The sequence below is a fragment of the Curtobacterium sp. L1-20 genome (assembly GCF_048755855.1).
In the GTDB taxonomy this organism is placed as follows: Bacteria; Actinomycetota; Actinomycetes; order Actinomycetales; family Microbacteriaceae; genus Curtobacterium.
Map to the genome: position 1 here is coordinate 3,383,296 of NZ_CP151473.1, position 26,105 is coordinate 3,409,400.

Annotated in this window: 23 protein-coding genes and 1 tRNA gene; 12 read left to right on the plus strand and 12 right to left on the minus strand. The window is 73.0% G+C overall.

The window, feature by feature from the left end; all coding sequences use genetic code 11:
• The first annotated feature begins 11 nt into the window (after positions 1–11).
• The 3 genes from AAEP86_RS17375 (at position 12) to AAEP86_RS17385 (ending at position 1,905) form a co-directional block, all read left to right on the plus strand.
• On the plus strand, positions 12–455 hold the full coding sequence (locus AAEP86_RS17375; RefSeq protein WP_420368527.1) for a MarR family winged helix-turn-helix transcriptional regulator: 444 nt from the start codon (positions 12–14) through the stop codon (positions 453–455).
• Positions 456–507: 52 nt separating this feature from the next.
• A complete protein-coding gene (locus AAEP86_RS17380) occupies positions 508–720 on the plus strand; it encodes a hypothetical protein (RefSeq protein WP_420368528.1) in 213 nt (70 codons plus the stop codon).
• Positions 721–810: 90 nt separating this feature from the next.
• Positions 811–1,905: an alkene reductase gene (locus AAEP86_RS17385; RefSeq protein WP_420368529.1), complete on the plus strand. Its 1,095-nt coding sequence runs from the start codon at positions 811–813 to the stop codon at positions 1,903–1,905.
• Between the two features lie 76 nt (positions 1,906–1,981).
• Here AAEP86_RS17385 and AAEP86_RS17390 read toward each other — a convergent pair whose 3' ends face one another.
• Positions 1,982–2,413 (minus strand): hypothetical protein, encoded by a 432-nt coding sequence (locus AAEP86_RS17390; RefSeq protein ID WP_420368530.1) that lies wholly within the window; start codon positions 2,411–2,413, stop codon positions 1,982–1,984.
• A gap of 227 nt (positions 2,414–2,640) precedes the next feature.
• On the opposite strand from AAEP86_RS17390, the gene AAEP86_RS17395 reads away from it, so the two are divergent.
• From AAEP86_RS17395 to AAEP86_RS17405, 3 genes are all read left to right on the plus strand, one after another.
• Entirely contained in the window at positions 2,641–2,901 is a 261-nt protein-coding gene (locus AAEP86_RS17395; RefSeq protein ID WP_420368531.1) for a hypothetical protein, read from the plus strand.
• An 8-nt stretch (positions 2,902–2,909) separates the two neighbouring features.
• Positions 2,910–4,076, plus strand: coding sequence for a hypothetical protein (locus AAEP86_RS17400; protein ID WP_420368532.1), 1,167 nt, complete (start codon positions 2,910–2,912; stop codon positions 4,074–4,076).
• 83 nt (positions 4,077–4,159) lie between these two features.
• Positions 4,160–4,609 (plus strand): hypothetical protein, encoded by a 450-nt coding sequence (locus AAEP86_RS17405; RefSeq protein ID WP_420368533.1) that lies wholly within the window; start codon positions 4,160–4,162, stop codon positions 4,607–4,609.
• A gap of 79 nt (positions 4,610–4,688) precedes the next feature.
• Here AAEP86_RS17405 and AAEP86_RS17410 read toward each other — a convergent pair.
• From AAEP86_RS17410 to AAEP86_RS17420, 3 genes are all read right to left on the minus strand, one after another.
• Positions 4,689–4,761: transfer RNA gene (locus AAEP86_RS17410), tRNA-Arg, on the minus strand.
• 88 nt (positions 4,762–4,849) lie between these two features.
• A complete protein-coding gene (locus AAEP86_RS17415; protein ID WP_420368534.1) occupies positions 4,850–5,635 on the minus strand; it encodes a dienelactone hydrolase family protein in 786 nt (261 codons plus the stop codon).
• A 10-nt stretch (positions 5,636–5,645) separates the two neighbouring features.
• Positions 5,646–7,070, minus strand: coding sequence for a glucose-6-phosphate dehydrogenase (locus AAEP86_RS17420; protein ID WP_420368535.1), 1,425 nt, complete (start codon positions 7,068–7,070; stop codon positions 5,646–5,648).
• 81 nt (positions 7,071–7,151) lie between these two features.
• Here AAEP86_RS17420 and AAEP86_RS17425 point away from each other — a divergent pair, with 81 nt between their 5' ends.
• From AAEP86_RS17425 to AAEP86_RS17440, 4 genes are all read left to right on the plus strand, one after another.
• On the plus strand, positions 7,152–8,321 hold the full coding sequence (locus AAEP86_RS17425; RefSeq protein WP_420368536.1) for a Gfo/Idh/MocA family protein: 1,170 nt from the start codon (positions 7,152–7,154) through the stop codon (positions 8,319–8,321).
• Positions 8,318–9,253, plus strand: coding sequence for a sugar phosphate isomerase/epimerase family protein (locus AAEP86_RS17430; RefSeq protein WP_420368537.1), 936 nt, complete (start codon positions 8,318–8,320; stop codon positions 9,251–9,253). The genes AAEP86_RS17425 and AAEP86_RS17430 overlap by 4 nt, the downstream gene beginning before the upstream one ends.
• A gap of 63 nt (positions 9,254–9,316) precedes the next feature.
• On the plus strand, positions 9,317–11,131 hold the full coding sequence (locus AAEP86_RS17435; RefSeq protein ID WP_420368538.1) for a thiamine pyrophosphate-requiring protein: 1,815 nt from the start codon (positions 9,317–9,319) through the stop codon (positions 11,129–11,131).
• Positions 11,132–11,235: 104 nt separating this feature from the next.
• Positions 11,236–13,572, plus strand: a complete 2,337-nt coding sequence (locus tag AAEP86_RS17440) for a bifunctional metallophosphatase/5'-nucleotidase (RefSeq protein WP_420368539.1) — start codon at positions 11,236–11,238, stop codon at positions 13,570–13,572.
• Positions 13,573–13,923: 351 nt separating this feature from the next.
• Here AAEP86_RS17440 and AAEP86_RS17445 read toward each other — a convergent pair whose 3' ends face one another.
• Genes AAEP86_RS17445 through efeU form a run of 3 tightly spaced genes read right to left on the minus strand, consistent with a single transcriptional unit; the run spans position 13,924 to position 18,033 of the window.
• Entirely contained in the window at positions 13,924–15,237 is a 1,314-nt protein-coding gene (locus AAEP86_RS17445) for a Dyp-type peroxidase (protein ID WP_420368540.1), read from the minus strand.
• Positions 15,234–16,457 carry an iron uptake system protein EfeO gene (gene efeO, locus AAEP86_RS17450; protein WP_420368541.1) on the minus strand — a complete coding sequence of 408 codons (1,224 nt, stop codon included), beginning with the start codon at positions 16,455–16,457 and terminating at the stop codon, positions 15,234–15,236. The genes AAEP86_RS17445 and efeO overlap by 4 nt, the downstream gene beginning before the upstream one ends.
• Positions 16,444–18,033 (minus strand): iron uptake transporter permease EfeU, encoded by a 1,590-nt coding sequence (efeU, locus tag AAEP86_RS17455; RefSeq protein ID WP_420368542.1) that lies wholly within the window; start codon positions 18,031–18,033, stop codon positions 16,444–16,446. The genes efeO and efeU overlap by 14 nt, the downstream gene beginning before the upstream one ends.
• Before the next feature lie 69 nt (positions 18,034–18,102).
• Here efeU and AAEP86_RS17460 point away from each other — a divergent pair, with 69 nt between their 5' ends.
• Positions 18,103–18,885, plus strand: a complete 783-nt coding sequence (locus tag AAEP86_RS17460) for a trimeric intracellular cation channel family protein (protein WP_420368543.1) — start codon at positions 18,103–18,105, stop codon at positions 18,883–18,885.
• Between the two features lie 193 nt (positions 18,886–19,078).
• Complete coding sequence (locus tag AAEP86_RS17465; protein ID WP_420368544.1) at positions 19,079–19,756, plus strand: TetR/AcrR family transcriptional regulator; 678 nt, start codon at positions 19,079–19,081, stop codon at positions 19,754–19,756.
• Between the two features lie 72 nt (positions 19,757–19,828).
• On the opposite strand, the gene AAEP86_RS17470 is transcribed toward AAEP86_RS17465, so the two are convergent.
• The 5 genes from AAEP86_RS17470 to AAEP86_RS17490 form a co-directional block, all read right to left on the minus strand.
• The gene (locus AAEP86_RS17470; protein WP_420368545.1) at positions 19,829–22,204 is read right to left on the minus strand and encodes a transglutaminaseTgpA domain-containing protein; all 2,376 of its coding nucleotides are present in this window, start codon (positions 22,202–22,204) and stop codon (positions 19,829–19,831) included.
• Positions 22,205–22,209: 5 nt separating this feature from the next.
• Complete coding sequence (locus tag AAEP86_RS17475; RefSeq protein WP_420368546.1) at positions 22,210–23,541, minus strand: DUF58 domain-containing protein; 1,332 nt, start codon at positions 23,539–23,541, stop codon at positions 22,210–22,212.
• Positions 23,541–24,533 carry an AAA family ATPase gene (locus AAEP86_RS17480; protein ID WP_420368547.1) on the minus strand — a complete coding sequence of 331 codons (993 nt, stop codon included), beginning with the start codon at positions 24,531–24,533 and terminating at the stop codon, positions 23,541–23,543. The genes AAEP86_RS17475 and AAEP86_RS17480 overlap by 1 nt, the downstream gene beginning before the upstream one ends.
• 106 nt (positions 24,534–24,639) lie before the next feature.
• Positions 24,640–25,002, minus strand: coding sequence for a hypothetical protein (locus AAEP86_RS17485; protein ID WP_420368548.1), 363 nt, complete (start codon positions 25,000–25,002; stop codon positions 24,640–24,642).
• A 62-nt stretch (positions 25,003–25,064) separates the two neighbouring features.
• Positions 25,065–26,063, minus strand: coding sequence for a glycosyl hydrolase family 18 protein (locus tag AAEP86_RS17490; protein ID WP_420368549.1), 999 nt, complete (start codon positions 26,061–26,063; stop codon positions 25,065–25,067).
• Positions 26,064–26,105: the final 42 nt, after the last annotated feature.

Here is a 26,105-nt window from a genome sequence, read left to right on the forward strand (position 1 = left end):
AGAGTGAGGGGATGACCGAGACCGACGTCGACCCGCTCGCCCTCGACCGGCAACTCTGCTTCGCACTCGCCGCCACCAGCCGGAGCGTCATCGGCCTCTACCGCGACCTGCTCGACCCGATGGGCCTGACCCACCCGCAGTACCTCGTCATGCTCGCGCTCTGGGAGCAGGGCCCCCGCTCCGTCCGCGCCATCGCGCACGAGCTCCGGCTCGACTCCGCCACGTTGAGCCCGCTGCTCAAGCGCCTCGAAGCCTCCGGGTACGTCCGCCGCTCCCGGAGCACGACCGACGAACGCCAGCTCGAGGTGTCCCTGACGACCGCCGGTCGAGCCCTGCGCGAGCGCGCCCGCGCCGTGCCGGTCGCCGTGGCAGATCGTCTCGGGTGGCCGCTGGGCCGTCTCGAGGCACTGAAGGACGAGCTCACCGAACTCCTCGGCCGGGTCGACGCTCTGTGATCGGGATTTCATTCGTGGCAGAATGATTCGTGTACGAACGAAAGGACGGACCGTGGGTCGCTTCGGGCAGTGGTACGAACGGTGGAACAGCACCCTCATCGCGAAGATGGGTCCGTCGCAGATCGGTGCAGGGCACCCCGAAGGTGTCGACGACCGCTCCGTCGACCGCGGGTGCCCCATCTGCGGGAAGCCCTTGTCACGGCACCAGGTCATCCGCCCCGAGGGGCAGGTCCGTTCCTCGACGCTCGTCTGCCCGCGCGACTGAGCGGGTCCGACCGCCGCGCCGAGGTCCGACGCGGCTCACCGGCGTCGCCCGCGGGGGAATTGCACGGAGCAACACGTCGTTCCCCTTGAGGTGAAGCTCTTCGAACCCGCCACCCTCGGCGCACTCCATCTGTCGAACCGCATCGTCATGGCCCCGCTCACGCGCACCCGTGCGGGCGAGCACGGCGTCCCGAACGACCTGCTCGTCGAGCACTACCGGCAGCGCGCCGGCCTCGGGATGATCATCACCGAGGGCACCTGGCCCGTGCAGGAAGGCCGCTCCTACGCCGGCCAGCCCGGCATCGAGACCGACGACCAGATCGCCGGGTGGCGCCGCGTCGCCGACGCGGTCCACGCAGCCGGCGGCACCATCGTCATGCAGCTCATGCACGGCGGTCGCGTCTCCCACACCGAGATCTCGCAGACGCCGCGCATCGTCGGCCCGTCCGCGGTCGCCGCCCCGGGCCAGACGCACCTGCCCGACGGCTCGAAGGCGGACATGCCGGTCCCGCACGAACTCACCACCGACGAGGTGCAGGAGACCGTGCAGGTCTTCGTGCAGGCCGCCCGCAACGCGATCGCCGCCGGACTCGACGGCGTCGAGGTCCACGGCGCGAACGGCTACCTCGTGCACGAGTTCATGTCCCCCGTGTCGAACACCCGCACCGACCAGTACGGCGGCTCGCCGGAGAACCGCGCGCGCTTCGCCGTCGAGGTCACCACCGCCGTCGCCGAGGCCATCGGCGCCGACCGCACCGGCATCCGGCTCTCCCCGGAGCACGGCATCCAGGGCGTCATCGAGGACGACGCCGCCGACGTCCGCGCGACCTACACGGCCGTCGCCGAGGGCCTCGCTCCCCTGGGCCTCGCCTTCATCGACGTCCTCCACGCCGAGCCCACCGGGGACCTCGTGCAGCACATCCGCCGCACCGCCGGCGCTCCGTTCGTGGTGAACTCCGGCTTCTCGTCGCTGACCACCCGCGACGAAGCGATCACGCTCGTCGAGTCCGGCCAGGCGGACGCCGTCGCCGTCGGCCGTGCCGCGATCGCCAACCCCGACCTGGCCCACCGCTGGGAGCAGGACGCCGAGCTCAACGAGCCGCGGCCGGAGCTCTTCTACGGCGTGACCGGCGAGGGCTACACGGACTACCCGACCCTCGCCGAGGTGCGCGAGCAGGTCGCGTAGTCGACCCAGCCACGAGGCGGACGGGAGGCGCGGTGCCAGCTGGCACCGCGCCTCCCGTCCGTCTGATGTACTTCCGTCAGACGGTCGTCACGATCTCCACCTGCCGCGCCGGCATCGCACTCCTCGTCGCGGTCGCGAGCCGAGCAGGGAGGACCGCGCCACCGGGCCGGTGCATCAGGTACGCGACGAAGGCGCCGACCGTGCTGTCCGGGCTCGGCTGCTCGGCGACGGCACGCATGTCGTCCGCCGACCGCACATCGAGCGCGCCATCGACGTCCATCACTGCGATCCTGCCGATACCCGCACCCATGCGGACGAAGACGTTGGCGTAGCCGCCGACCGCCTCGATCCGACGGAGGAGCACGGGGAGACGCTCCTCATCGAGGGCCACGACGACCGGCGTACGACCGTCGACATCGACCACTTCGAGCTCGGCTCCAGCGAGGTCGCCCACCGCGAGGGATCGACTGACCGCGGCGCGGAACGCATCGAGTTCAGGAGTTGCCATCCTCATTACCCTTCACGAGAGGGATCGAGGCGGTACGACCCGCGCTCCTGCTCAGCCACGAAGCGTTCCACCTCCGCCCGCGCACGACGTTCGTCGCGACGCCGGTGCGGCGTCCGACGAGCCACGCCAGACATCTCAACACGAGTCGCCCGTGGAACCGAGGACTTCGTATGTCGCCGCCCCGAGTCCACACCCCAGCTTCGTGAGCGACCCTCTAGTCTGGCCGAGTGAACAACGGTTGGCGCGACGGCCTGATGGCCGTGTGGATCATCTCCTTCCTCGCTGCAGCGGGGCTGTGGATCTCAGCCTTCGTCATCCTCGGGAAGGGTCCGGACGCGCTGGACCTCGTTCCCCTCGGGACGATCCTGCTGATCGCGGCGGGCGTCGTGACCTTCTGGTGGTTCGTCTCGCTGCTGCTCTGGCTCGCGGTGAGCGCGGTCGTCCGCGAACACGACAAGGACCGTCGCCACCTCGGCAAGACGCTCTGACCGGCACCGTGCACGCACTACCGCGACCGATCGACACCACCGCACTCACCGAGCGGGTCCGCCGCCGCGACGTCCGACGCTCCTGGCAGGCGCTCGCCCGGGAGCACCCCGAGGCGCGGGACGCCGGCGGGTGGGTGCGCCGGGCCGTCCTCGGCTTCGCGACGTGGACCGTGCCGCTCGGGTTCCTCGCGCTGGGCACCGGCATCCCGCAGACCATCGCCGAGGGCGGGGACGACGTGGTCGTCGCCGTCATCGTGCAGAGCACCATCGGCCTGTTCATGGTGCTCGCCTGGGTGCTCTGCGGATGGACCTGGCTCCGGCTCCACCGGCGACGGCCCCGGAAGCGCGTGCACCACCGGCTCGCGCGCTTCGCGGCGGCCAACGGCATGAGCTACGCGCCGGGGCCGACCGGGACGCTCGGCGGTGCGCCGCTCGGACGGCGCGGCTCCCTCACCCTGTTCCGGGTCCTGCGGACGCCGGGGCCGCGCGGGCTCGAATTCGCGAACCACGAGCTCTTCCGGTCCACGGCGACGAACACGTCCCCGACGTTCGGCGGGTACTGCGCGATGCGCCTGCCGGTGGCGCTGCCGAACATCCTGCTGCGCTCCGAGGACGGTCCGAAGCGGCCGCTGCACACCTCCTCGGTGGTCCGCGACTCGCAGGTGCTCTCGCTGGAGGGCGACTTCGACCGGTACTTCCGGCTGTACTGTCCCGCGGGCTACGAGCGGGACGCGCTGTACCTGTTCACCCCGGACGTGATGGCGCGGCTCGTCGACCACGTCCGCGGCCTCGACGTCGAGATCGTCGACGACTGGATGTACCTGATGAGCGCGCGGGACTTGATCACCGACCGCGCGGACCGGTGGGTGGCGCTGGCCGCGGCCGTGGACGCACTCGACGACCGGGTCGAGCGATGGGCGCGGTGGCGGGACGACCGGGTGGACGCGGGCCGCGAGTTCGGCACCGGCGCCGTGGTCGGCACCGGGGCTGGTGTCGTCGGTCGTGGTGGTGGCGACGCGGTCGCCGGTGCCGTGGCCGAGCCGGTCGTCCGGGTGCGCGAGGTGGCGCCTCCGGGGCGTCGACTCCGGACCACCTGGGGCGCGGGCACCATCGTGATCGTCGGCACCGTGGCCCTCGGCTTCATCGCCCTCGTCGTGGCGGTCAGCCTGCCCTGACGGCCACCGCGGCCAGGTGCGCCCGGAGCCGCGTCCGGCGCCCGGCTCACGCTGCCGTGCGGGACGTGTGCGACACTTCCCCCATGACGGGGGCGGACGATCTGGTGACCGGCGACGATGCGCGGGCCGAGCGGCTCCGACGGCGGGTGCGCCGGGAGCAGGACCAACGGCGGGCGGCCTTGGTCGCGGTGCTCGTCCTGTGCGCCGTGCCGGTCGCGATGCTCGTGAACCTGGTCTCCACCTTCCGCCTGATCGGCGGGGCCGAGGAAGGGGTGGCCTCGATCCGTGCCTACGAGGTGCTGCTCGTGCTCGCACCGATCGCGTTCGTCGTCGCGATGGTCCTCGGCGCTCGTACCGGGCGGCGTGGCGTCCAGCTGCTCGCGCTGACCATGGTGCCGATCGTGATGATCGCCGCGTACGTCTTCGCGGTCCCGCAGGGGCGGTGGCACGGACTGAACGGCTTCGACTTCTCGGACCACCGCGCGCCGGTCTGCATCAGCGGGACGGGCAACTGCGACGAGTACGGGGGCTGAGACGACCGGGAACGACGAAGGCCCCGTCGCAGTGCGACGGGGCCTCGGCCTGTTCGGTGTCGTGTCGTGACCGACACTGTGCGCTCGAAGGGACTCGAACCCCCAACCTTCTGATCCGTAGTCAGATGCTCTATCCATTGAGCTACGAGCGCGTGGCCTTGCGGCCGTGGAAGACTCTACAACAGCTGCGGCCCGGGCGCCAATCGAGCACCGCTGCGCGCCTCCCACGGCGTGTCGGGCTCAGAGGCCGCCGAGCTCCTCGTCGAAGACCTCGGCGAGGAAGACCTCGAGCGCCTGCCACGACCGCCGGTCGGCGCGCTGCTGGTACTGCGCGCCGTGGTCCGGTGCGTCGGTGCCCGGCACGGCGAAGGCGTGCATGGCGCCGGCGTAGGTGACGAGCTGCCAGTCGACGGACGGCGCCGCCCGCATCTCGTCCTCCCACGCCACGACCTGCTCGTCGGGGACGACGGGGTCGGCCGCGCCGGTGAGGACCAGGAGCTTCGCCCGGATCTCCGCCGCGTCCGACGGGTCGTGCGTGATGAGGCCGCCGTGGAACGACACCGCCCCGACGAGGTCGGCACCGGTGCGGGCGAGCTCGAGCGCCGTCGAACCGCCGAAGCAGTAGCCCATGACGACGATCCGGGTGTGGTCGACGTCGGGGTCCTGACGGAGCTGCTCGAACCCGGCGAGCGCCCGGCCGCGCAGCAACGGGAGGTCCTGGTAGTAGGACCCGGCGACCTGTCCGGCGGTGTCGTCGCCGGGGCGGACGCCCTCGCCGTAGATGTCCGCGCCGAAGGCGACGTAGCCGAGACGGGCGAGCATGGTGACGCGTGCCTCGACGTGCTCGTTCACGCCGTGCCAGTCGTGGACGACGAGCACGGCCGGGCGCGGGCCGGACGTCGCGGCGTCCTTCGCGAGCACGCCGAGGAGCGTGGTGCCCTCGTGGTCGTACCGCACGGGCTCGACACGGATGTCGGAGCCGGCGGGAGCGGGAACGGTCTGCAGGACGTCGTCGATGGTGGTCACGCGGCCGACGTTACGCGTCGACGTTGTCCCAGGCACCAGGGCCCTGGGAGCCGGCCGCGTAGTCGTCGAGCGGCGTCGTCCCGGCACGCCACGCCTCGAGGAAGGGCTCGACCACCTTCCAGCCCTGCACGGCGCTGTCGCCGCGGACCGAGAGCGTCGCGTCGCCCTCGAGGACCCCGGCGAGCACCTCGCCGTAGGCGCTGAGGCGTCCCGGGTTGAAGGTGACCTCGAGCGCCGTGTGGTCGATCGTGTACGGGTCGCCGGGGCCGTTCACGTTGAGCTCGAGCTGCATCTCGTCCGGCGCGATCCAGATGCAGAGCCGGTCGGGCCGTTCCGCACCGGTCAGGCCGACCGGCACGTGCGGCGAGTCCTTGAAGGTGATGAGGATCTCGCGGCGCTGCTTGCCGAGTGCCTTGCCCGACCGGAGCGTGAACGGGACGCCGGCCCAGCGCCAGTTCGCGACCTCGAGCTTGAGCTGGGCGAGCGTCTCGGTGCCGAGCGACGGGTCGACGCCCTCCTCGTCGACGTACGACGGCATCGACCGGTCGCCGACGGTGCCTGCGGTGTACCGGGCGCGCTTGCCGGCGGCGACCACGTCGCCACCCCAGGGCTTCACGGCGCGGAGCACGAGCTCCTTCTGCGTCCGGAGGTCGTCGGCGTCGATCGAGGCCGGGGCCTCCATCGCGACGACGGCCATCACCTGCAGCAGGTGGCTCTGGATCATGTCGACGAGTGCGCCGGCCTTGTCGTAGTAGCGGGCGCGGCCCTCGAGGCCGAGGGTCTCGTCGTACACGATGTCGACGCGCTCGACGTGCTGCGACGACAGCAGGGGTTCGATGATCCGGTTGGCGAACCGCAGCCCGAGCAGGTTCAGGACGGTCGACCGGCCGAGGAAGTGGTCGACGCGGTGGATGCGCTCCTCGGGCAGGAAGGAGTGCAGCACGTCGTTGAGGTGCTCGGCACTCGCGGCGTCGGTGCCGAAGGGCTTCTCGAGCGCCAGGCGGGTGCCGGCCGGCAGCGTGAGGTCCTTCAGGACCTCGCAGCTCTTCTCGGTCACCGCCGGCGGGAGCGCGAAGTAGACGGCCGGGTCGTGCTGGCACTCGCCGAGGAGCATCCGCAGGTCGTCGGCGTCGGTGACGTCGGCCTTCCGGTACGACGAGGCCTCGATCACGGCGACGAGGCGCGCGCTGAGGCGCTCACCCCCGTCGTGCGCCCCCTCGTCCTCCTCGTTCTTCGACGCCTGCGCGTTCTCGAACGACTCCCGCACCTGCTGCTTCCAGTCGGCGTCCGAGATGTCCTCGACCCCGGCTCCGACGAGCTGGACGTCCCAGTCCTCCTTCACCTCCAGCAGCGTCGCGAGTCCCGGGAGGAGCAGACGCTTCGACAGGTCGCCGCTGGCACCGAGGATGAGCAGGGAGGTCTGGAGGCTCGACATGCCCCAGACCGTACTCATCCGTTCCGGCACGTGGCCGGGAGACGTCGATACGGTGGGACCAGTCCGGCGCGAGGGAGCACCATGAGCAGTGGGTACGGAGGACGACGCCTGCGCGTCGTCGTGGTCGGGACCGGCATGATCGCCGGGGTGCACGCGCGCGCCGCGCGTGCCGCAGGCGCCGAGGTGCTCGGCGTGCTCGGCCGGAACGCGGCGCGGTCCGAGCAGGTCGCGGCGCAGCTCGACCTGCCGCGCGGGTACGCGTCGCTCGACGAGGTGATCGCCGACGCACCGGACGTCGTGCACGTCTGCACCCCGAACGACCAGCACCACCCGCAGACGCTCGCCGTCATCCGGGCCGGGATCAACGTCGTGTGCGAGAAGCCCCTCGCCATCGACGCCGCGCAGGCGTCCGAGCTCGTCGAGGCGGCGCGGCAGGCCGGGGTGGTCGCCACGGTCCCGTTCGTCTACCGGTACCACCCCGTCATCCGCGAGATCCGCGGGCGCATCGCGGACGGCGACCTCGGACGGGTCCTCGCCGTGCACGGCCACTACCTGCAGGACTGGATGCTCGACGAGGACGCATCCTCGTGGCGCGTCGACGCCGGCGCCGGCGGGCTGTCCCGGGCGTTCGCGGACATCGGCTCGCACTGGTGCGACCTGGTCGAGTTCGTCACGGGCGACCCGTTCGCCTCGGTGTCCGCCGCGACCGACATCGTCTTCCCCACCCGTCCCGCCGCGTCCGGGCCGTCGTTCTCGGGCTCACCCGACCCCGACCCGGTCCTGGACCCGAGCACCCGAGCCGAGGTGACCACTGAGGACACCGCCGTGGCGACCTTCCGCACGTCGGCCGGCCGCATCGGCAACGTGGTGATCTCGCAGGTCTCCGCCGGTCGGAAGAACCGGTTGTGGTTCGAGGTGGACGGCTCCCGCGGCTCGGCGGCCTTCGACCAGGAACAGCCCGAGTCGGCGTGGTTCGGCAACGAGCGCGGGGCGGAGATCGTGGTCCGCGACCCGGCCCTCGGCGTGCCCGACCAGCGGCGACTGGCGCTCGTGCCCGCGGGGCACCCGCAGGGGTACCTCGACGCCTTCGCCGCCTTCGTCGCGGACACCTACGCCGCCGTCCGGGCCGAGGGGGACACTGCGGCCTGGCCGGAGGGGCTGCCGACGTTCGCCGACGGTGCACGGGCGGCGCACATCATCGACGCCGTGATCGGCAGCGCAGCCGACGGCAGCTGGAGGGAGATCCGATGAAGCTCGGCATGCTGACCGCGTGCCTGCCCGGGTGGTCGTTGGAGCGCATCGCCGCGTTCGCGTCCGAGCAGGGGTACGAGCGGCTCGAGGTGGGCGTCTGGCCGGGGACCGGCGGCCGTGACTTCGAGGCGGCGCACCTGCCGGTGGCGACGTTCACGGACGAGGACGCCCTGGCGACCCGTGAGCTCCTCGACCGGACGGGGCTCGAGATCAGTGCGTTCGCGTACTACGAGAACAACCTCCACCAGGACCCGGAACGCCGGGCCGAGGTGAAGCAGCACCTGTTCCACGCGGTCGACGCGGCGCAGGTGCTCGGCGTGCCGTACGTCGGCACGTTCGTCGGCCGCGACACCACGAAGAGCGTGCGCGAGAACATGGCCGAGGGCGACCGGGTCCTCCCCGAGCTCGTCGACTACGCCGGGGAACGCGGCGTCCGGCTGATCATCGAGAACTGCGTGATGGAGGGCTGGCACCCCGACGGGTACCCCGGCAACATCGCCTACTCCCCCGAGCTCTGGGACTGGGTGACCGGTCTCGGGTTCGGCCTGAACTGGGACCCGTCCCACCTGACCTGGATCGGGATCGACCCGCTCGAGACGATCCTGCCGTTCGCCGAGCACATCGTGCACGCCCAGGCGAAGGACCTCGAGCTGTTCCCGCGTGCACGGGACCGGTACGGCTTCTTCGGCAAGGTCGACCGGGGCGACGATCCCTGGGACACGGGCTGGTGGCGCTTCCGGGTCCCCGGACGCGGTGTCGTGGACTGGCCGCACGTGGTCGACCGGCTCTACGAGGCCGGGTTCGACGGCACGCTGAGCGTCGAGCACGAGGACCCGCTGTGGGGCGGGACCGACGAGAAGGTCCTCGAGGGGCTCCGCATCGCGCACCGCACACTCCGACCGCTCATCGCCGCGGAGCCGGACCGCTCGTGACCGCGGAGCCCTGACCCCGGGAAGCCTGAGGACGTACAGGATCGCGGGGGCACGGTGGTGACCATGAGCACGACCGTGAGCGACTTCGTCATCGACCGCATCAAGGCGTGGGGCGTCTCCCGCGTGTTCGGCTACCCGGGCGACGGGATCGGCGCCTTCGACGGGGCCCTCGGCAAGGCCGACGGAAGCGAGCGCGCGCTGGAGTACGTCCGGCCGACCCACGAGGAGATCGCCGCGCTGATGGCGACGGCGCACGCCAAGTTCACGGGCGAGGTCGGCGTCTGCGTCGCCACGTCGAGCCCCGGTGCGTTCCACCTGCTGAACGGGCTTTACGACGCCCAGATGGACAACCAGCCGGTCGTGGCGATCGTCGGGCAGCAGGGTCTGGCGTCGATCGGCACCTTCACCCAGCAGGAGTCGAACCTCGAGCGCGTCTTCGCCGACGTGGCCTGCTACGTCGAGACGGTGGCGACGCCGGACGCCGTCGGGGTCGTCGTCGACACCGCGTTCCGCACCGCGATGCTCCGGAAGCAGCCGGCGGTCGTCGTGCTCCCCCACGACGTGCAGGCGATGGCGTACGAGGCACCGGCGGCCGAGCACTGGGTCTCGCGGTCGAGCGACGTCGCCCCCTCGACCCGCATCGCGCCGCCCGCCGACGAGATCGCCCGTTTCGCCGAGATCCTCAACGCCGGCGAGAAGATCACGCTGCTCGTCGGGGCCGGTGCACGGGGCGCGACCGACCAGGTGCTCGCGGTCGCCGAGCGGACCGGCGCGGGCATCATCACGGCGCTCCGCGGCAAGGACGTCGTCCCCTCGGACGTGCCGTACCACACGCAGCAGGTCGGGCTCCTCGGCAGCCGTCCGAGCCTGACACAGATCAAGGAGTGCGACACGATCGTGCTCCTCGGCACGAACTACCCCTACGGCGAGTACCTGCCGGCGAGCGGCCAGGCCCGCGGCGTGCAGGTCGACATCAAGCCCGAGCAGATGGGGCTCCGGTACCCGACCGAACTCAACCTCTGGGGCGACGTCGGTGCGACGCTCGACGCCGTCCTGCCGCTGCTCGACGGCGGCCGGGACACCGCGTGGCAGGAGCAGCTCGCCGACGAGATGCGCGAGTGGGAGGCCGAGATGGCCCGCCAGGCCGAGGTCGCCTACGACGACGGGGTGAACCCGCGCCGGGTCATCCGCGCCGTCAACGACCACCTGCCCGAGGGCGTCACCGTCACCTGCGACGCCGGCACCACGGCGGACTGGTACGGGCACCACATCCGGCTGCGGCGCGGGATGCACGGCGACATGTCCGGGCGGCTGGCGACGATGCTCGCCGCGATGCCGTACGCGGTGACGGCGAAGTTCGCGTTCCCCGACAAGGCCGCGGTGTGCACCATCGGCGACGGCGCGTTCCAGATGCTCGGGATGAACGAGCTCATCACCGTGAAGAAGTACATGGCGGACTGGCCGAACCAGCAGCTCGTCATCGTGATCATGCACAACGACGACCTCGGCCAGGTCTCGTGGGAGATGCGCACCGAGGACGGCAACCCGATGTGGCGCGGCTCGCAGGACGTCGAGTCGATGGACTACGCCGGGTACGCCGAGCTCCTCGGCTTCACCGGCATCGCGGTGCACGGCGACGACGAGGTCGAGGCGGCCGTCGAGCGGGCGTTCGCGAACCCCGGCGTCACCGTCATCGACGCGTACGTCAGCCGGAACGTGCCCCCGCTGCCGCCGCACATCACCGCGGAGTACGCGGTGAACACGGCGAAGAGCCTCCTCAAGGGCGACCCGGTGGAACTCGGGGTCGTGAAGGACTCGGCGAAGGCGATGGCCGCCGAGGCCGTGGAGCGGGTGAAGGGCGCACTCGGGCGCGACTGACGGCGGTGGGGACGGCACGGGAGTCGACTCCCGTGTGAACATCGTGTGACGCGTTCGGGGGCCACCTGGCGTGTCGCCTGTGCGTCCTCATAGGTTCGCTGCCGATGAACGCTCACACCTCTCCGCGCCGTCGACGGCGCCTCGTCGGTGGCGCCGCACTCGCCACCGCCGGGGTCCTCGTCGCCCTGTCCGTCCCGTCCGCTGCCCTCGCCGCCGACGGCGACACGACCATCGACCTGTACGACGTGAACGACTTCCACGGTCGCATCGCGCAGTCCATCTCGCAGACCGACGGCGTGCCGACGCCGCGCGACGGCGACGCCGCCGGTGCGGCCGTCCTCGCCGGGGCGCTCGACGAGCTGCGCGGCGCCGACCCCTCGACGTCGGCCTTCGTCAGCTCCGGCGACAACATCGGCGGTTCCACGTTCGAGTCCTTCATCCAGCAGGACCAGCCGACGATCGACGTCCTCAACCAGATGGACCTGTCGGTGAGCGCGATCGGCAACCACGAGCTCGACAAGGGCCAGGACGACCTGCGTGACCGGGTGATCGGCCCGGACGGCGCACGCAACGCCCGGTGGGACTACGTCTCGGCGAACATCCTGGACGCCAGGACGGGCAAGCCCGCCTTCGACCCGTACACGATCGAGGAGATCAGCGGCAAGCGCGTGGCCTTCATCGGCGCGACCGTCGACCTGGTCGGCCAGGGGCTCGTCAGCCCGGACGGCATCGCCGGCCTGCGGATGGGCGACATCACCACCGAGGTGAACAAGGTCGCCGCGCAGATCGAGGCCGACGAGGCGGCCGACGTCCTCGTGCTCCTGGTGCACGACGGTGCCGAGACCGCTGCGGCGTCGGACCTGGACGGCGACAGCGACTTCGCCCGCGCGGTCCACGGGGTGACCCCGGACGTCTCCGCGATCCTCTCCGCGCACACCCACCAGACCTACGTGCACTCCGTCGTCCCCGACGGCGGCACGGTCCCCCGCCCGGTGATCCAGACCGGGTCCTACGGCTTCAACCTGGGTCACGTGCAGCTCACCGTCGCCGCGGACGGCGCCGTCACCGCCGACGCCGAGAACATCCGGCTCGTGGACGACACGTTCGAGCCGGACGCCGGCGTCGCCGCGACCGTCGCGACGGCGGTCGCCGAGGGCGACCGCCTCGGCGCCGTCGAGCTCGGTACCGTCGACCGTGACCTGCGTCGAGCCGTGCAGCGGGACGGCTCGGAGAACCGCGGCGGTGAGTCGACGCTCGGCAACTTCGTCGCCGAGGTGCAGCGCGTCGCCACGGAACGCCAGGGGTCGCAGATCGCCTTCATGAACCCGGGCGGCCTGCGCGCGGACATCGCCTCCGGCGCGGTCACCTACAAGGAGGCCGCGGTCGTCCAGCCGTTCGCGAACACGCTCGTCGTCCTCGACCTCACCGGCGCGCAGATCCAGCAGGCGCTCGAACAGCAGTGGCAGCCGGCGAAGGCGAGCCGTCCGTTCCTCAAGCTCGGCGCCTCCGTGGGGTTCGCGTACACCTACGACCCGCAGGCTGCCGCCGGCTCGCGCATCACCTCGATGTCGCTGGAGGGTGAGCCGATCGTGGCCGACGCCAGCTACAAGGTGACCGTCAACTCGTTCCTGGCGAGCGGTGGCGACAACTTCGGTGCGTTCAAGGACGCCGCGGCGAAGCAGGACAGCGGCAAGGTCGACCTCGAGGCACAGGTCGAGTACTTCGGGGCCGACCGCGCGGTGACCGTGCGGCAGGACCAGCGCGCCGTCGGCGTCCGCGTCACGCCGACCCCGGCCGGCGGCTTCCAGCCCGGTGACGACGTCACGATCGACCTCTCGTCGCTCGTCTTCAGCAGCGTGCCGGGGCAGGGCGGGACCGTCTCCGTCAGCGCCGGTGGCGAGGAACTCGACAGCACCGAGGTCGACACCACCGTCGTGGACACCACCGACGAGCAGGGTCGTGCGACGCTCGCGTTCACGGTCCCCGGGGCGGAGTCCTCCCGGGCGACCGGCCGTGTCGCCGCACCGGTGTCCCGTGCGGCAGCGGTCACGCCGGCGGCGACGACCGACGAGCCGCTCGTGGTCACCCTGCCGAACGGGCAGACGATCTCCCTCGCGGTGACGATCCCGGTCGCCGCCGTCGCGGACCCGGGCACCGAGCCCGGCGCCGGCGCCCCCACGACCCCCGGTGCCGGTGACCCGACGACGCCGGGCACCGGGAACGGCTCCGGCGGTCCGGGTGCCGTGGGCGTCGACCTGGACGGCGACGGAGACGTCGACGGCACCGTCCCGGTGGGCGCCGACGGCCGACTCGCCTTCACCGGTGCCGACGTCGCGGTGCCGGCCGTCGCCGCAGGGCTGCTGCTCCTCGCCGGGCTCACGACGATGCTGGTCGCGCGTCGGAAGCGGGCCGCGCCGGAGGCGACGACACCGACGGACTGACGCCGCGCCTCCAGTCCGTCCGGCGGGCCGTCCCACCCTGGTGGGACGGCCCGTTCCGCGTCCGCCGGGAGGCGCGGTGCCGGTCGTCCGCACCCGCTCGCGTCAGCGGGTGGTCCGGACTGTCCCATCGCGGTACTTCCGGGTGTTCCGGCCCTCCAGCGGGGTACGCTCGGCGTGTCGCCTCGCGACGCGTCGCGCTGGGTCACCTCTCGACCGGACGGTGGTTCCGCCCGGCGGACTCCGCGGCGCGGGTGCTCTCCGTCTCCAGGGAAACGACGGAGGGCACCCACCCCCGTCTCCGCGGCGGCGTCGTCCGGCCCGTGTGCCGGGACGACCGGGCACGGTCGCGCGTCAGCGGAAGAGCTGCTCCCCGATGTAGGACCCCTTGCGCGGAGCCGGCGGGACGGCGAACACCGCGGAACCGATGTGCGAGACGTACTCGTTCAGCCGGTCCGACGCCCCGAGCTTCCGCTGCAGTCGCGTGAAGTGCTCCGGGTCGTTCACGTAGGCCGCGAAGAGCAGGCCGGCGTCGAGCTGCCCGTACTGGTTCAGGCCGTCCGTGTAGTTGTACGGACGACGGAGGATCTTGACGCCCCCGTTGTTCTCGTGCGCGGCGAGGGCGATGTGCGACGTCGGGTCGATCTCCGTCCCACCGCCCGAGCGCGTCGCGTGGAAGTCGGGCGTCGTGTGCTCTGACCCGCCGGACAGCGGGGCGCCCTCGACCTTCGTCCGGCCGAACACCCGCTGCTGGTCGCTGACGACGTCGGCGTCCCAGATCTCGAGGTTCATCCGGATCTTCCGCACGACCTGGTAGGTGCCGCCGCGCATCCACCGCGCGCCCGGTCCGGCGTCGTCGACCCAGACGAAGCGGTCGTGCTCCTCGTCGGTGGTGACGTTCCGGGTGCCGTCCTTGAAGCCCATGAGGTTCCGCGGCGTCGACTGCGCGGGCCCCGCGGAGGCACGGCCGAAGCCGAGCACGGTCCACCGCACGGTCGCGGTGCCGCGGGCCATCCGCGCGAGGTCGCGGACCGCGTGGTACGCCACCTGCGGGTCGTCCGCGCAGGCCTGCAGCGACAGGTCACCGCCGGTGAGGCCCGCCTCGAGGTTGTCGCTCGGCAGGGTCGGGATCTGCGCGAGGTGCGCCGGCTTCCGCGACGCCAGGCCGAAGCGCTCGTCGAAGACGCCCGGCCCGAGGCCGACGGTGACCGTGAGGGAGGCCGGCCCGAGGTCGAGCGCCTCCCCGGTGTCGGCTCCGACGCCGTTCCCGTGGGCGGGCTCGACGCTCCCGACGGTCCGGCCGGCCTGCAGCTGCGCGATCGCCGCGGACCACCGGGCGAGCAGCACCTGCAGGTCGGTGGCCGTGCCCGCCGACACGTCGAAGGTCATGAAGACGCAGTGCCGCTGCGGGACGGTCCGGATGCCGCCCTGCGGCTGACGGTCGGCCGTGGCGTAGAACGGGTGGCTCTGGGACAGGTCGATCGACTCGTCGCCGTTGGTCGCCGCGGCGAACGGGTTCACCCCGGTCGCCGCGGTGGCTCCGCCGATGCCGGCGACCGCGCCGACGCCCGCACCGGCCGCCGCGACCCCGGCGCCGAACAGCCCGCGGCGGGAGACCCCGCCGCGCTGCCGGTCGGCGGGTGCGACGTCGTCGTGCGGTCCGGTCACGCCGTCGCGACCTTCTCGGCGAGGCGGGACAGCGGGTCCTGCAGGGCCTGGACCCGCTGCGAGACCGTGTTCGCGTCGGCGCTCTTCGTCGCGGCGTCCCAGGTGGCGAAGCCGCCGAGGTCGTCCGCGTCGCGGTAGCGGTCCATGAGGGTGTTCGTCGCGTCGAACTGTCCCGCGATCTGCTTCGTCAGCGTCGGGTCGAGCTTCGTGAGCCCGGGCTTGAGGTACGCGAAGGCCTGCCGCGCGCCCTCGACGTTGGCGGCGAGGTCGACGAGGTCGATGTGGCTGTACGCCTCCTCCTCGCCGGTGATCTTGTTCGACTGGACCTCCTCGAGCAGGCCCGCCGCACCGTTCGCGAGATCCTCGGGCTTGTAGTCGAGCGTCGGCACGAGCTTCGCGAGGAGTTCGACGTTCTCGGTCAGGTCCGCCCCGGTCTTCCTGGTCGCGTCGGTGATCGCGCCCGCCTGGAACAGGTCCTTCTCGACGGCGTGGAACCCGCTCCAGCCGACGGCCGGGTCGAGGTTCGACGCGCGCATGTCGATGAGGTAGTCGAGGTTGCCGGCGTTGTCGGTGGCCTTGTGGCCCTTCTTCACGAAGCCGTCGACGTCGCTCTCGACGTGCTCGTAGAACGGCCGGGCGTTCGCGTAGTCGGTCCGCGCGGCGGCGAGGTCGCCCTTGTCGACGTCCGCCTGCAGCTGCCGCACGGCGCTGACCATGTCGGTGACCTGGCCGTCGACGTACTCGGCGTAGCCCTTGGTGCCCTCGGCGAGGAGGGTCGCCGCGCTGCTGTTCGCCGTCGAGGTCGCCCTGCCGGTGACGGTGAGGTCGGTGAGCTCCCGCTCGGCCCCGGGGCAGTAGACCTGGTACTTCCCGCCGGTCAGCGTCGCGGTGAACCGCACGGCGTCGAGGCCGGGGGCGAGGTTCTCCTTCTCGCCGAGGATCCGCTGGTCCTGCAGCAGCTCGACCTCGGTGATGGCGGTCGACGACTCGTTCTTCACGGTGAAGGTGACCGGACCGGCCGGCACCTTCGTCGCGGACACGGCGCACGTGTCGGACCCGTCGTTCGTCAGGGTGACCGACACGCGGGACACCTTGCCGGCGGTGCTCGCGGTGGCGCCCGTCGACGAGGACGCGTCCGCGCAGCCGGTGAGTGCGAGGGCGGTGGCGACGCCGAGGGCGCCGAGGACGATCAGGGGGCGGGCAGTCCTAGCGGAGGGCATACTCGGTGCTCCTTGTCGGGTCGTCCGCGGGCGGGCCGCGTGACGGGTCGGTTCCGGGGGTGGTGGTCGTGGGCCGGGGTCGGCGACGTCGGTCACGCAGGGCGAGGAGGGCCTGGGCAGCGGCGGCGACACCGAGGGCGATCGGCAGCCAGGCCTTCCAGAGCAGCAGCTCGGCACCGCGGGTGTCCGCGGCCGCCACGGCGGCGGCCGACCGCGCGACGCGGGCGTCCGGCACCGCCCACACGGTGCGTTCCAGCGTGGTCGTCCGAGCGGCCGGGAGGCCCCCCTCGCCGAGGGTGAGCACGGTGCGTTCCGTCCGGGTCGCGTCCAGGACCCCGCCCCGGACGGTCCACAGGGTGACGGTGTCCCGGACGGACCACCGGGCGGTGAAGGGGCCGGGGTTCGTCGACGGCGAGATCCCGACGGGCACGCGCCCGAACAGGTCGACCAGGTCGTCGAGCGTCAGGGTGGCCGGCCGGTCGGCGGCCGTGGCGTCCGCCGTCGAGCGCCACCGGTCGGCGGTCACGCCCGCGCGGGTGACGCGTCGGTGGGCCGACGCCGGCAGGGCGAGCCGAGCCTCCCGGCCGGGTCCGCTCGTGCGGAGGACGGCGGACGCACCGTCGACGGAGGCGGTGACCGACGTGGCGTCGCCGGTGACGGCGGTGGTGCGCGGCAGGTCCGCTCCCCCGGTCGGGACGGCGACGGCGAGCGCCGCGGCCGCGACCGCGAGGACGGCCGCGACACCGGTCCGCACCGCCGGGACGCGTGCCGGCGCCGGGCGCCACGCGCGCGGCCACAGCGAGAGGGCGAGGACGGGGACGACGTAGAGGACCCAGCCCAGCACCTCGATGACCCGGGGGTCCGGCGGGATGCCGAGGACGCCGGTGACGAGGGCGCCCTGCACGGAGCCGTTCGGGGCGAGCCAGGCCAGGTCCACCGTGCGCTGCTGGCCGATGACGACCCAGCCCGCCTCGTGTGCCCGACGGAGCACGGTGAGGACGAGACCACCGGCGACGAACACGAGGAACACCCCGGTGCCGGTGAAGAACTTCGAGAGGTCCAACCGGACGCCGCCGGTGTAGATGCCGTACCCGACCACGACGGCACCCGCGATGCCGACGACGGCGCCCAGCGCTGCGAGCCCGGTGTCCGACGACGCCTGGAAGGTCGCGAGCAGGAACACCGCGGTCTCGAAGCCCTCCTTGAGCACGGCGAGGAACGCCATGCCGGCCAGCGCCCACGCGGTGCCGCGGCCGAGCGCGGCGGTCGCGCTCGCCTCGAGCTCCTTCGTGAGGCTCCGCGCGTGGGTGCGCATCCAGACGATCATCCCGGTGACGAAGACGACGGCGACGATGCCGATGACCGCCTCCATGCCCTCCTGCTGGGCCTGCGGCAACGCCTGCTCGACGACCTGCAGCCCGAAGCCGACCGCCACGCTGAGCACGACCGCGAGCCCGACGCCGGACCACATCGGGGCGAGCGGGACGCGGTTGCGACGGAGGAACGCGGCGATGATGCCGACGATGAGCGTCGCTTCGAGGCCTTCGCGGAGACCGATGACGAGAGTGGCGAGCATGACGAAGGTGAGGCTAACCTAACCGGCGCCCGACCCGCCACCTCCGCCCGGTGAGGTTTGATGGTTCTCATGAACCTGCTGACCCCCGAGGGCCTGGCGTCGGTCACGAACGTGCTCGACCTCGCCGGCGTGTTCGCGTCCGCGCTGCTCGGTGGGTCGCTCGCCCGCACGATGGACTTCGACCTCTTCGGGTTCCTCGTCGTCGGCTTCGTCTCCGGCCTCGGCGGCGGCATGCTCCGCGACACCCTGCTGCAGAACGGCCCGCCCGTCGCGCTCGTCGACCCGCTCTACGTGCCGGTGGCCATCGCCGGGGCGCTCGTCGCGTTCCTCGTGTCGTTCTCCGCGCTCACCTGGGACCGGCTCTTCACCGTGCTCGACGCCGCGGTGATCGGCTTCTGGGCGGTCGTCGGCGTGCAGCGGACCTTCGACGCCGGGCTGGAGTGGCCGGCCGCGATCATCATGGGGACGATCACCGCGGTCGGCGGCGGGGCCATGCGGGACATGCTGCTGCGCCGCGTCCCCGCCGTGTTCGGCGGGAACGCGCTCTACGCCACCGTCGCGGTCGCCGCCTCGGCGGTCATGGTCGTCGCGTCGCACCTCGGCTCGCCCACGATCGGCATCGTCGCCGCGATCGTGCTGTCCCTCGGGCTGCGGTGGGGCGCGGTCCGCCGCGGCTGGGGTCTGCCGAACGGCCGCGACTGGCAGCCGAAGTCGACGCTCGGGACGCTCCTGCAGCGCGGTCGACGCCTGCGTCCCGACGCCGTCCGCCTGCTGCGCCGACCCGGACGCCGGGCCGGTGCCGGAAGGGTGCGGAGCGAGCACGACACGTCCGAGGACGACCCCGGACTGTGATCCGCACGCGTCCGGGCGTACCATCGGTACCGCCGGGTATCGACCCGGCGCACGTCGTCCACTCACGCACCGACGCGACCCGAACGCGGCGGTTCCGAGCGGACGAGATGTCGGGGGCTTCGCTGGTGCCGCGCGGGATCAGCCGCGCGGCGCGGCAGGTCTCCGTTCCGCGTCCGTCTCCACCACGATGGTGGTGACCACCACCGCTCCCACCGACCACGCCGACCCGACGGCAGCGGCGGCCTCCTCGAACCAGGATCCGATGCGCGACGACGCCCCCGACCCGCCCACTCCCCGGACCCCTCGGGCCGAGGTCCGCGAACGGCTGCTCACCGCCGGTGCGACCGTGTTCTCCGAGCAGGGCGTGCACGAGGCGCGCCTCGACGAGGTCGCCGCACGTGCCGGCTTCAGCAAGGGTGCCGTCTACTCGAACTTCGCGTCGAAGGAGGACCTCCTCGCGCAGGTGATGCAGCGCGCCACGAACCTGGTCCTCGGTTCGTTGCGGGAGCTCGTGCGGGCCGACATCGCGGCGGTCGACATCGGCGACGTCGTCCGGACCGCGTTCGGCCGGCACGACCAGAGCGCCCAGTTCGCCCTGATCGCCGAGTTCCGCGGGTACGCCGCACGCCACCCCGAGTTCCTGCCGGAGTTCGTCCGGCAACGCCGGGCACTGCACGACGGCGTGCTGGAGCTCGTCGAGCTGTGGTTCGGCGCACATTCCGAGATCGACCCCGGCATGCCGCTGGAGGACCTCGCCCACGTGCTCGTGGGGGCGAACGTCGGACTCGTCTTCGACGCCGCCGCGCTGCCCGGGGTCGAGCCGGGCGAGGTCATCGCGGGGCTGGTCGAGGCGGTCGTCCGTCGGCGGTGACGCCCACTGGCACGACCCGGCGTGAGCGGTGACGCTCGCACGCGGGCGGGACCCGGGGTCGGTCCCACCCGGTCACTGGGCTGGTCGGCGCCGCGGCCGGCGTCCCTCGTGGGACCAGGCCGACGAGGGCAGCAGGCTCGGCGGCAGCACACGCGACCGCACCACCCGCGTCCTCGACACCGACGCGTCGAGCGCGACCCGCGCGTGCTGGACCGCCCTCAGCAGCGCCTCGGTGTCGACCGCCGCGGACCCGCCCGCGGCGAACCGTTCGCGGTCGACCGCGTCGACCACGGCGTCCAGGTGCGCCAGTGCCGCGGGCGGCAACGACGGCCGGAGCCGACCCAGCACCGCTCGTGCCGTCCGCGCGGCGGCAGCGGCGTCGTCCGGTGGAGCGAGTCCGGGGGCGTAGCCGTGGTCGGCGACGTCGTCAAGCACCTCACGCCAGGCGTGCACGGCCGGCGAGCGACCGGAGCGGACCGCGCCGAGCCGGGAACGTCGCCGCACCGCCCGGACGACGCCCGGTGACACCAGGAGCGCCACCGCGAGCAGGAGCCCGACGGCCAGCCCGAGCGGACCGTCCCCGCCACCACCGGACGTGCCGGCGGCGCCGGGGCCCGCCGACGCGCTCGGCGTCGGGGTGGCCTCGGACGGCGCGGTGGACGCCTCGCCGGGCTTCGGCAACGGGCTGTCCGGGGTCGCCGGGGTCGGCGTGGCGGTCGCCTCGGTGGAGGACGTCGCGGCCTGGTCGGAGTCGGGGGTCGGCTCGAACGCGACCCAGCCGGCACCCTTGATGTACAGCTCGGGCCACGAGTGCAGCTGCCGGTTCGAGACCGTGTACTCGCCGTCCGCCTGGGTCGTGCCGGCACGGTAGCCGACCGCGATGCGGGACGGGATGCCGAGCGTGCGGGCCATCACGGCCATCGCGGACGAGAAGTGCACGCAGTAGCCCTCGCGCACCTGCAGGAACTTCGCGACGACGTCCATGCTGTCGCCGTCGTAGCCCTGTTCGACGGGGGCCGTCTCTGAGTAGGTGAAGAGGTCGCTCCGGAACCACTGCTCCAGGGCCCGTGCCTCCTCGTAGTCGCTTCCGGCCCCGGCCGCGACCCGCTGGGCGGTGCGCGCGATGGCCGTGGGGAGCTTGTCCGGCAGTGCGAGGTCGGTCCGGAGCTCGGCGGCCGACGGTCGGGCGAACCCGCGGCCGTCAGCCCGGCCGAGCAGCCCGGACGCGGCGATGGCGTCGAGGTACTCCCCCGACCAGGTGGACGCGCCGTAGACCTCGTACGTGGCACCGCGGGCGGTCGCCGGACCGGTCGACCGGACGGTGCTCGAGTTGCCCATCCAGCGCCACTGGCCGAGGTCGAGGTTGGTGGACCGCGACGAGATCGAGACGGCGCCCGCCGGGACCGGCAGGTAGTTGCTGGAGAGGCCGGTGATCCGGACCGTCACGTCGCCGCGCGAGGCCAGGCGGGGGTTGACCCCCACCGCCCACTGCTGCGTGTCGGCGGTCTCCGAGGTGCTGGCGTCCGTCGTCGTCGGCACCCAGTCGCCGGTGCCGAACTCGTCGAGGTCGGCGAGCTTCAGGTACTCCGGCTGCCCGTCCGCCGTGCGGTACCGGAACACCTCGAGCTCGTTGGGCTGGCGGAGGTCCTGCCCGAGGTTGAGCAGCGTGCCCGGGCGGCCGGGCTGCACCGGCGACTGGATCGCACCGGTCACGCCGGAGAGCCAGCTGGCGTTGAGCGGCACGATGGCGGGCAGCCCGACGGCCACGACGAGGCCGATCGCCCCGACGACCGCTGCCGGCAGGGCGCGTTGGACCGGCCGGACGGACAACCACAGGAGCACCAGGAAGGCGAGGCCGGTGGCGATCACGAGCACCGGCGAGGCCGGGGCACCGGTGACGATCCCCGGCACGATGAGGATCACGAGGGCCGGCACCGCTGCGAGGGCCGCAGTCGGGGCGACGGCGGCGAGGAAGAGCGACACCGCGGCGACCCACCCGATCGCGACCGTGACGATGAGCCGGATCGAGTCGGTCTGGGGCAGCGGTGCGGGGTTGAGACGGATGGCGGCCAGCGTCTCGCCGAGCGCCCCGTCCTTGTCGAGCCAGCCGAAGGGCTGGACGTCGTTCACGACCGCTGCGGCGCACGAGGTGACGAGGAGCGCCGCGACGAGCGCCACGAACCGGACGCCGGGTGGACGTCGGCGGACGGCGAGCACCGTGCCGACCAGCACCGCCGCCACGAGCACGCCGGAGATCCACCACGCCACGCCCTGCACGAGCGGACGCATGGCCAGCGCGGCGATGAGCACGGGCACCGGTGCCAGGACGACGACCCAGGCGTCCGGGGAGTCCGGGCGTTCCCGGCCGTCGTCGGCCGCGCGACCACCGGACCGCGTCGGGGCACCGCCGCGGGGCGTGTTGCCCGGGGCGACCGGACGCGTCGACACGCCGCTCACCGGAGGCTCCCGGACGCGTGGGCACCGGCGACCGGTACCACGAGCGTGCGCCACCCACCGCGGTCGAGGATGCCGCGGACGACCGGGTCCGGCGGCACGATGGTCGCCAGGATGCCGCGGCTCGACCCGGTCGTCGCGGAGACGAGCTCGGCGGCCTGCTCGGCGGTGCAGTGGCCGGTCACGATGGCCGTCATGCCGTGGACGTCGCGGCCGCGCACGTCGGGCAGGACCTCGGTGACCTCGCGGGCGTCGGAGCGGACCCGGACGTCGGCGAGCCCGACGAGGACGTCGGTCAGCCCCCCGGCGTCGCCGGCGTGCCGGGTGCTGCCGGCCGGTCCGTCGCTGACGAGGAGCACCCGCGACGTGCGCGCGGCGAGGGCACGGGCGACGCTGGCCGCCACGACGACCGCGTGCTCGAACGCGGCGTCGCCGCCGAGGTCCGAGAGTTCGGCCAGGTCGTCGCGCCCGAGGCGCTGGTAGGACTCGCGGCGGACGTCGAGCGCGATCACGGCCTCCGGCGGCTGCGCCTGCGTGGTCTGCCGGACGTGGAGCTCACCGCGGCGCGCGCTCTGCGCCCAGTGCACCCGCCGGATCGGGTCGCCCGGGCGGTAGGGACGGAGTTCGCTGTCGTCGGCGGAGCCGCCCTGCCCCACCCGGCCCTCGTCGGCGGAGACGGCCCCCGCGAGGGCACCGGTGTCGAGGGCGGCGAGGGGCGTCGTGGCGGGGACCACGACGACCTCTTCCGCCGGGACCACCGGGCGGTCGATCCGGAGCAGGCCGAACGGGTCCTCCACCCGGATGGTCACCGGACCGACCAGGCTGCGGCCGCGGTGCATCGCGAGCGCCTCGACGTCCAGCACCGCGGGCGGGACGTGCGGTCCCACCGTCGCGTAGGTCTCGGCGGTGGACATGCTGACGAGACCGTCGTCGAGCTGCTCGCGGACCAGGAGCGTCGACCGCGGGCCGATGGGCAGCGACGTGCCGCCGAGGGTGATGCGTTCGCGGTAGACCTCGCCGACCTGGACGATCGCGCGCGTGCTGGTCCGGCGGCCCCGCAGCGGTGCCGCGACCACGAAGGCCATGACGACGCCGAGCACCACGAGCACGAGCAGGAGCAGGCCGGCGGACACCGCGACGCTCGTCGTGCCGACGAGACCGCCGCCGACGAGCCCGATGCCGACGGCGATGACGGTCCAGCCACGGGACGTCGGGCGCGGGAACGGGGTCCGACGCAGCAGCGACAGGCCACGCCGCCCGTACCGCCCGAGGAACGACCGCGCGGCACCGGTCCGCAGTGCGAACGACGACGGCTCCGGTGACCCGCTCATCAGGACCGGACGGCGCTGGCCGTGAAGGGCACGACCGTGTCGGACACGATCCGCACGACGATCTCGCGCGCGGTGTCGTCGCCGGACCCGCCGAGACCCCTCGCGACCGGGACGAGTCGGTGCGCCAGGATCAGCGGCGCGAGCGTCGCGACGTCGTCCGGGGTGACGAAGGGACGGCCGAGCAGCGCCGCGTGCGCCCGGGCGGCCTGCGCGAGGTGCAGCGTCGCGCGTGGGCTCGCACCCAGGACGATGTCCGGGTGGGTGCGGGTGGCCCGGACGATCGCCACGATGTAGGCCTCGACGTCGGGCGCCACGTGCACCGTGTGGACCGCCTGGATCACGTCGCGGAGCGTCTCGACGCTGATGATCGGACGGAGGTGCGCGAGCGGGTCGCCACCACCGCGGTTGGTGAGCATCTGCCGTTCGGAGTCCGCGCTCGGGTACCCCATCGTCAGGCGCGCCATGAAGCGGTCGCGCTGCGCCTCGGGCAGCGGGTACGTGCCCTCCATGTCGATCGGGTTCTGCGTCGCGACGATCATGAACGGGCTGTCCAACTTGCGCGTCACGCCGTCGACCGTGACCTGCGCCTCGGCCATCGCCTCGAGCAGCGCGGACTGGGTCTTCGGACTGGTGCGGTTGATCTCGTCGCCGATGACGACGTTCGCGAACACCGGGCCGGGCGAGAACCGGAACGTACCGGCGGACTGGTCGAAGATGTTCACACCGGTCACGTCGGACGGCAGCATGTCCGAGGTGAACTGGATGCGGTTCACCGACCCGCCGACGGACGCGCCGAGGGCCTTGGCCAGCACGGTCTTGCCCACGCCGGGGACGTCCTCGACGAGCAGGTGCCCCTCGGCGAGCATCACCGTCAGAGCGGTCCGGATGGCCTCGGTCTTGCCGTCGATCACGGTCGAGACGGCGGCGGTGATGTCGTCGCCGACCTCACGGATGCGGTCGATCGGGAAGGCGGGGTCGGTCGGTTCCGGCACGCAGGCCTCCTCGTCTCGGGACAGGTGTCGTGCATGCTACAACGGCCCGGTGACAGGGACCGGGGGATGCGTCACCGTCCTCCGCGGGCTGCGCGACCCGGAGGGGTCAGGACCGTTCGTCGACGAGGGCGACGAACCGACTGCCGATGCCCTCGACCTCGTGCCTCGTGCGACCCGCGACGGGGTCCGGAGCCTGGTACGGCGCGTGGTAGTCGCACATCAGGTGGTCCCAGTCGGGCCACCACTTCTTCGGCCGGGCGTCCTCGGCGTACCCGCAGACCACGCACTCCAGGCGCACCCAGACCTTCTTCGCCCCCGTGCGGTTCGCGCGGGACTGGGCGAGCCAGGCGGGCGGGTCCTGTTCGATCGCGGCGAGGTCGGCCTCGCTGATGCGCGGGGGGATGCCGTGGTGCGTCGCCATCTCGAGGGGGATGTCGAGGCGCACGGCGGCGTCGCGTCGGGAGAGCATCCGACCAGGGTAGGTGCTGCCCGGCCGTCCGTACGCCGGGGTCGGCGGGCGGCGGGTGGGGATCAGGACGGGAGGGCGAGCGTGTTCAGGGACCAGAACGCGACACCGTGCAGCCCGAGGTCCTGGGCGAGGGCCACGCGGGCCCGGTAGGACCGGGCGTCCGACCAGTGCAGCTCCCGGCCGTCGTCGAGGGTCGCCGACCACTCGCCCGTCCGGTCCGACCACCGGGCGGCCGACCCTGCCGCCCGCCGTGCGGCCGCGGGGGTCACCTGCGCGTCGCCCCGGCCGCCCCAGACGTAGCCGTACCCGGCGATGCCGAGGTCGATCCGGTCGGCGGGGACACCGGCGTGCTCGGCCGTGCTCACCACGCGCTCCGCCCAGGGCAGGGCCCCGACGGTGCCGGCGCCGCTCCACGGCCCGTGCTGGTCGTAGGTCATCAGCACGAACCGGTCGACGTGGCGGGCGAGCGCACGGAGGTCGTACCCGGTGTCGCGGAACCCTGCGGCGTCCGTCGAGGCCATCACCGCCATCGACACCTCGGCGTCGTCACCGAGCTCGTCGTGCACCGCGCGCTCGAGGGCAGCCGCGAAGGCCACCAGACCGGCACGGTCACGGCCGCGAAGGGACTCGAGGTCGATCTGCACGCCGGTCATGTGCTGCTCGGCGGCGAGCGCCGCCAGGCGCGCGGCGACGCGCTCCCGGTTGTCCGGGTCGGACAACAGCGCCGTGCCGATCGCCGGCGAGAAGTCCCCCACGGCCTCCGAGTAGTTGCTGACGAGCAGTTCGGGAGCGGCACCGTGCTCCGCGGCCGTGCGAGCGAGGGCGGCCGTCCCGGGCGGGGGTTCGTCCAGCCCGGCGCCGTCCTCGGTCACGGTGACGCCGTCGATGCCGACGGTGGCGGAGCGGGGCGCAGCCGCGGCCACCCGCGCGCCCGCGCCGTCGCCCGGCTCGGCGTACGCCTCGACGGCGATGCCGCCGGACCCCGACTCGGTGGCGCAGCCCCCGAGCACCGCCGTGAGCACGATCGCCGCGGCGACCACCATCCCCGTCCGCCGCACCATCCGGTCACCGTAGCGTGCGTGCCGGGGGCGAGCCGCGCCTCC

What these genes read in the sequence shown, in the direction of transcription:
- AAEP86_RS17375 (WP_420368527.1), top strand. Translation starts at nt 12, where the DNA reads ATGACCGAGACCGACGTCGACCCGCTCGCCCTCGACCGGCAACTCTGC.
- AAEP86_RS17390 (WP_420368530.1), bottom strand. Translation starts at nt 2,413, where the DNA reads ATGGCAACTCCTGAACTCGATGCGTTCCGCGCCGCGGTCAGTCGATCC.
- AAEP86_RS17405 (WP_420368533.1), top strand. Translation starts at nt 4,160, where the DNA reads ATGACGGGGGCGGACGATCTGGTGACCGGCGACGATGCGCGGGCCGAG.
- AAEP86_RS17420 (WP_420368535.1), bottom strand. Translation starts at nt 7,070, where the DNA reads ATGTCGAGCCTCCAGACCTCCCTGCTCATCCTCGGTGCCAGCGGCGAC.
- AAEP86_RS17425 (WP_420368536.1), top strand. Translation starts at nt 7,152, where the DNA reads ATGAGCAGTGGGTACGGAGGACGACGCCTGCGCGTCGTCGTGGTCGGG.
- AAEP86_RS17430 (WP_420368537.1), top strand. Translation starts at nt 8,318, where the DNA reads ATGAAGCTCGGCATGCTGACCGCGTGCCTGCCCGGGTGGTCGTTGGAG.
- AAEP86_RS17435 (WP_420368538.1), top strand. Translation starts at nt 9,317, where the DNA reads ATGAGCACGACCGTGAGCGACTTCGTCATCGACCGCATCAAGGCGTGG.
- AAEP86_RS17440 (WP_420368539.1), top strand. Translation starts at nt 11,236, where the DNA reads ATGAACGCTCACACCTCTCCGCGCCGTCGACGGCGCCTCGTCGGTGGC.
- efeO (WP_420368541.1), bottom strand. Translation starts at nt 16,457, where the DNA reads ATGCCCTCCGCTAGGACTGCCCGCCCCCTGATCGTCCTCGGCGCCCTC.
- efeU (WP_420368542.1), bottom strand. Translation starts at nt 18,033, where the DNA reads ATGCTCGCCACTCTCGTCATCGGTCTCCGCGAAGGCCTCGAAGCGACG.
- AAEP86_RS17460 (WP_420368543.1), top strand. Translation starts at nt 18,103, where the DNA reads ATGAACCTGCTGACCCCCGAGGGCCTGGCGTCGGTCACGAACGTGCTC.
- AAEP86_RS17475 (WP_420368546.1), bottom strand. Translation starts at nt 23,541, where the DNA reads ATGAGCGGGTCACCGGAGCCGTCGTCGTTCGCACTGCGGACCGGTGCC.
- AAEP86_RS17485 (WP_420368548.1), bottom strand. Translation starts at nt 25,002, where the DNA reads ATGCTCTCCCGACGCGACGCCGCCGTGCGCCTCGACATCCCCCTCGAG.
- AAEP86_RS17490 (WP_420368549.1), bottom strand. Translation starts at nt 26,063, where the DNA reads ATGGTGCGGCGGACGGGGATGGTGGTCGCCGCGGCGATCGTGCTCACG.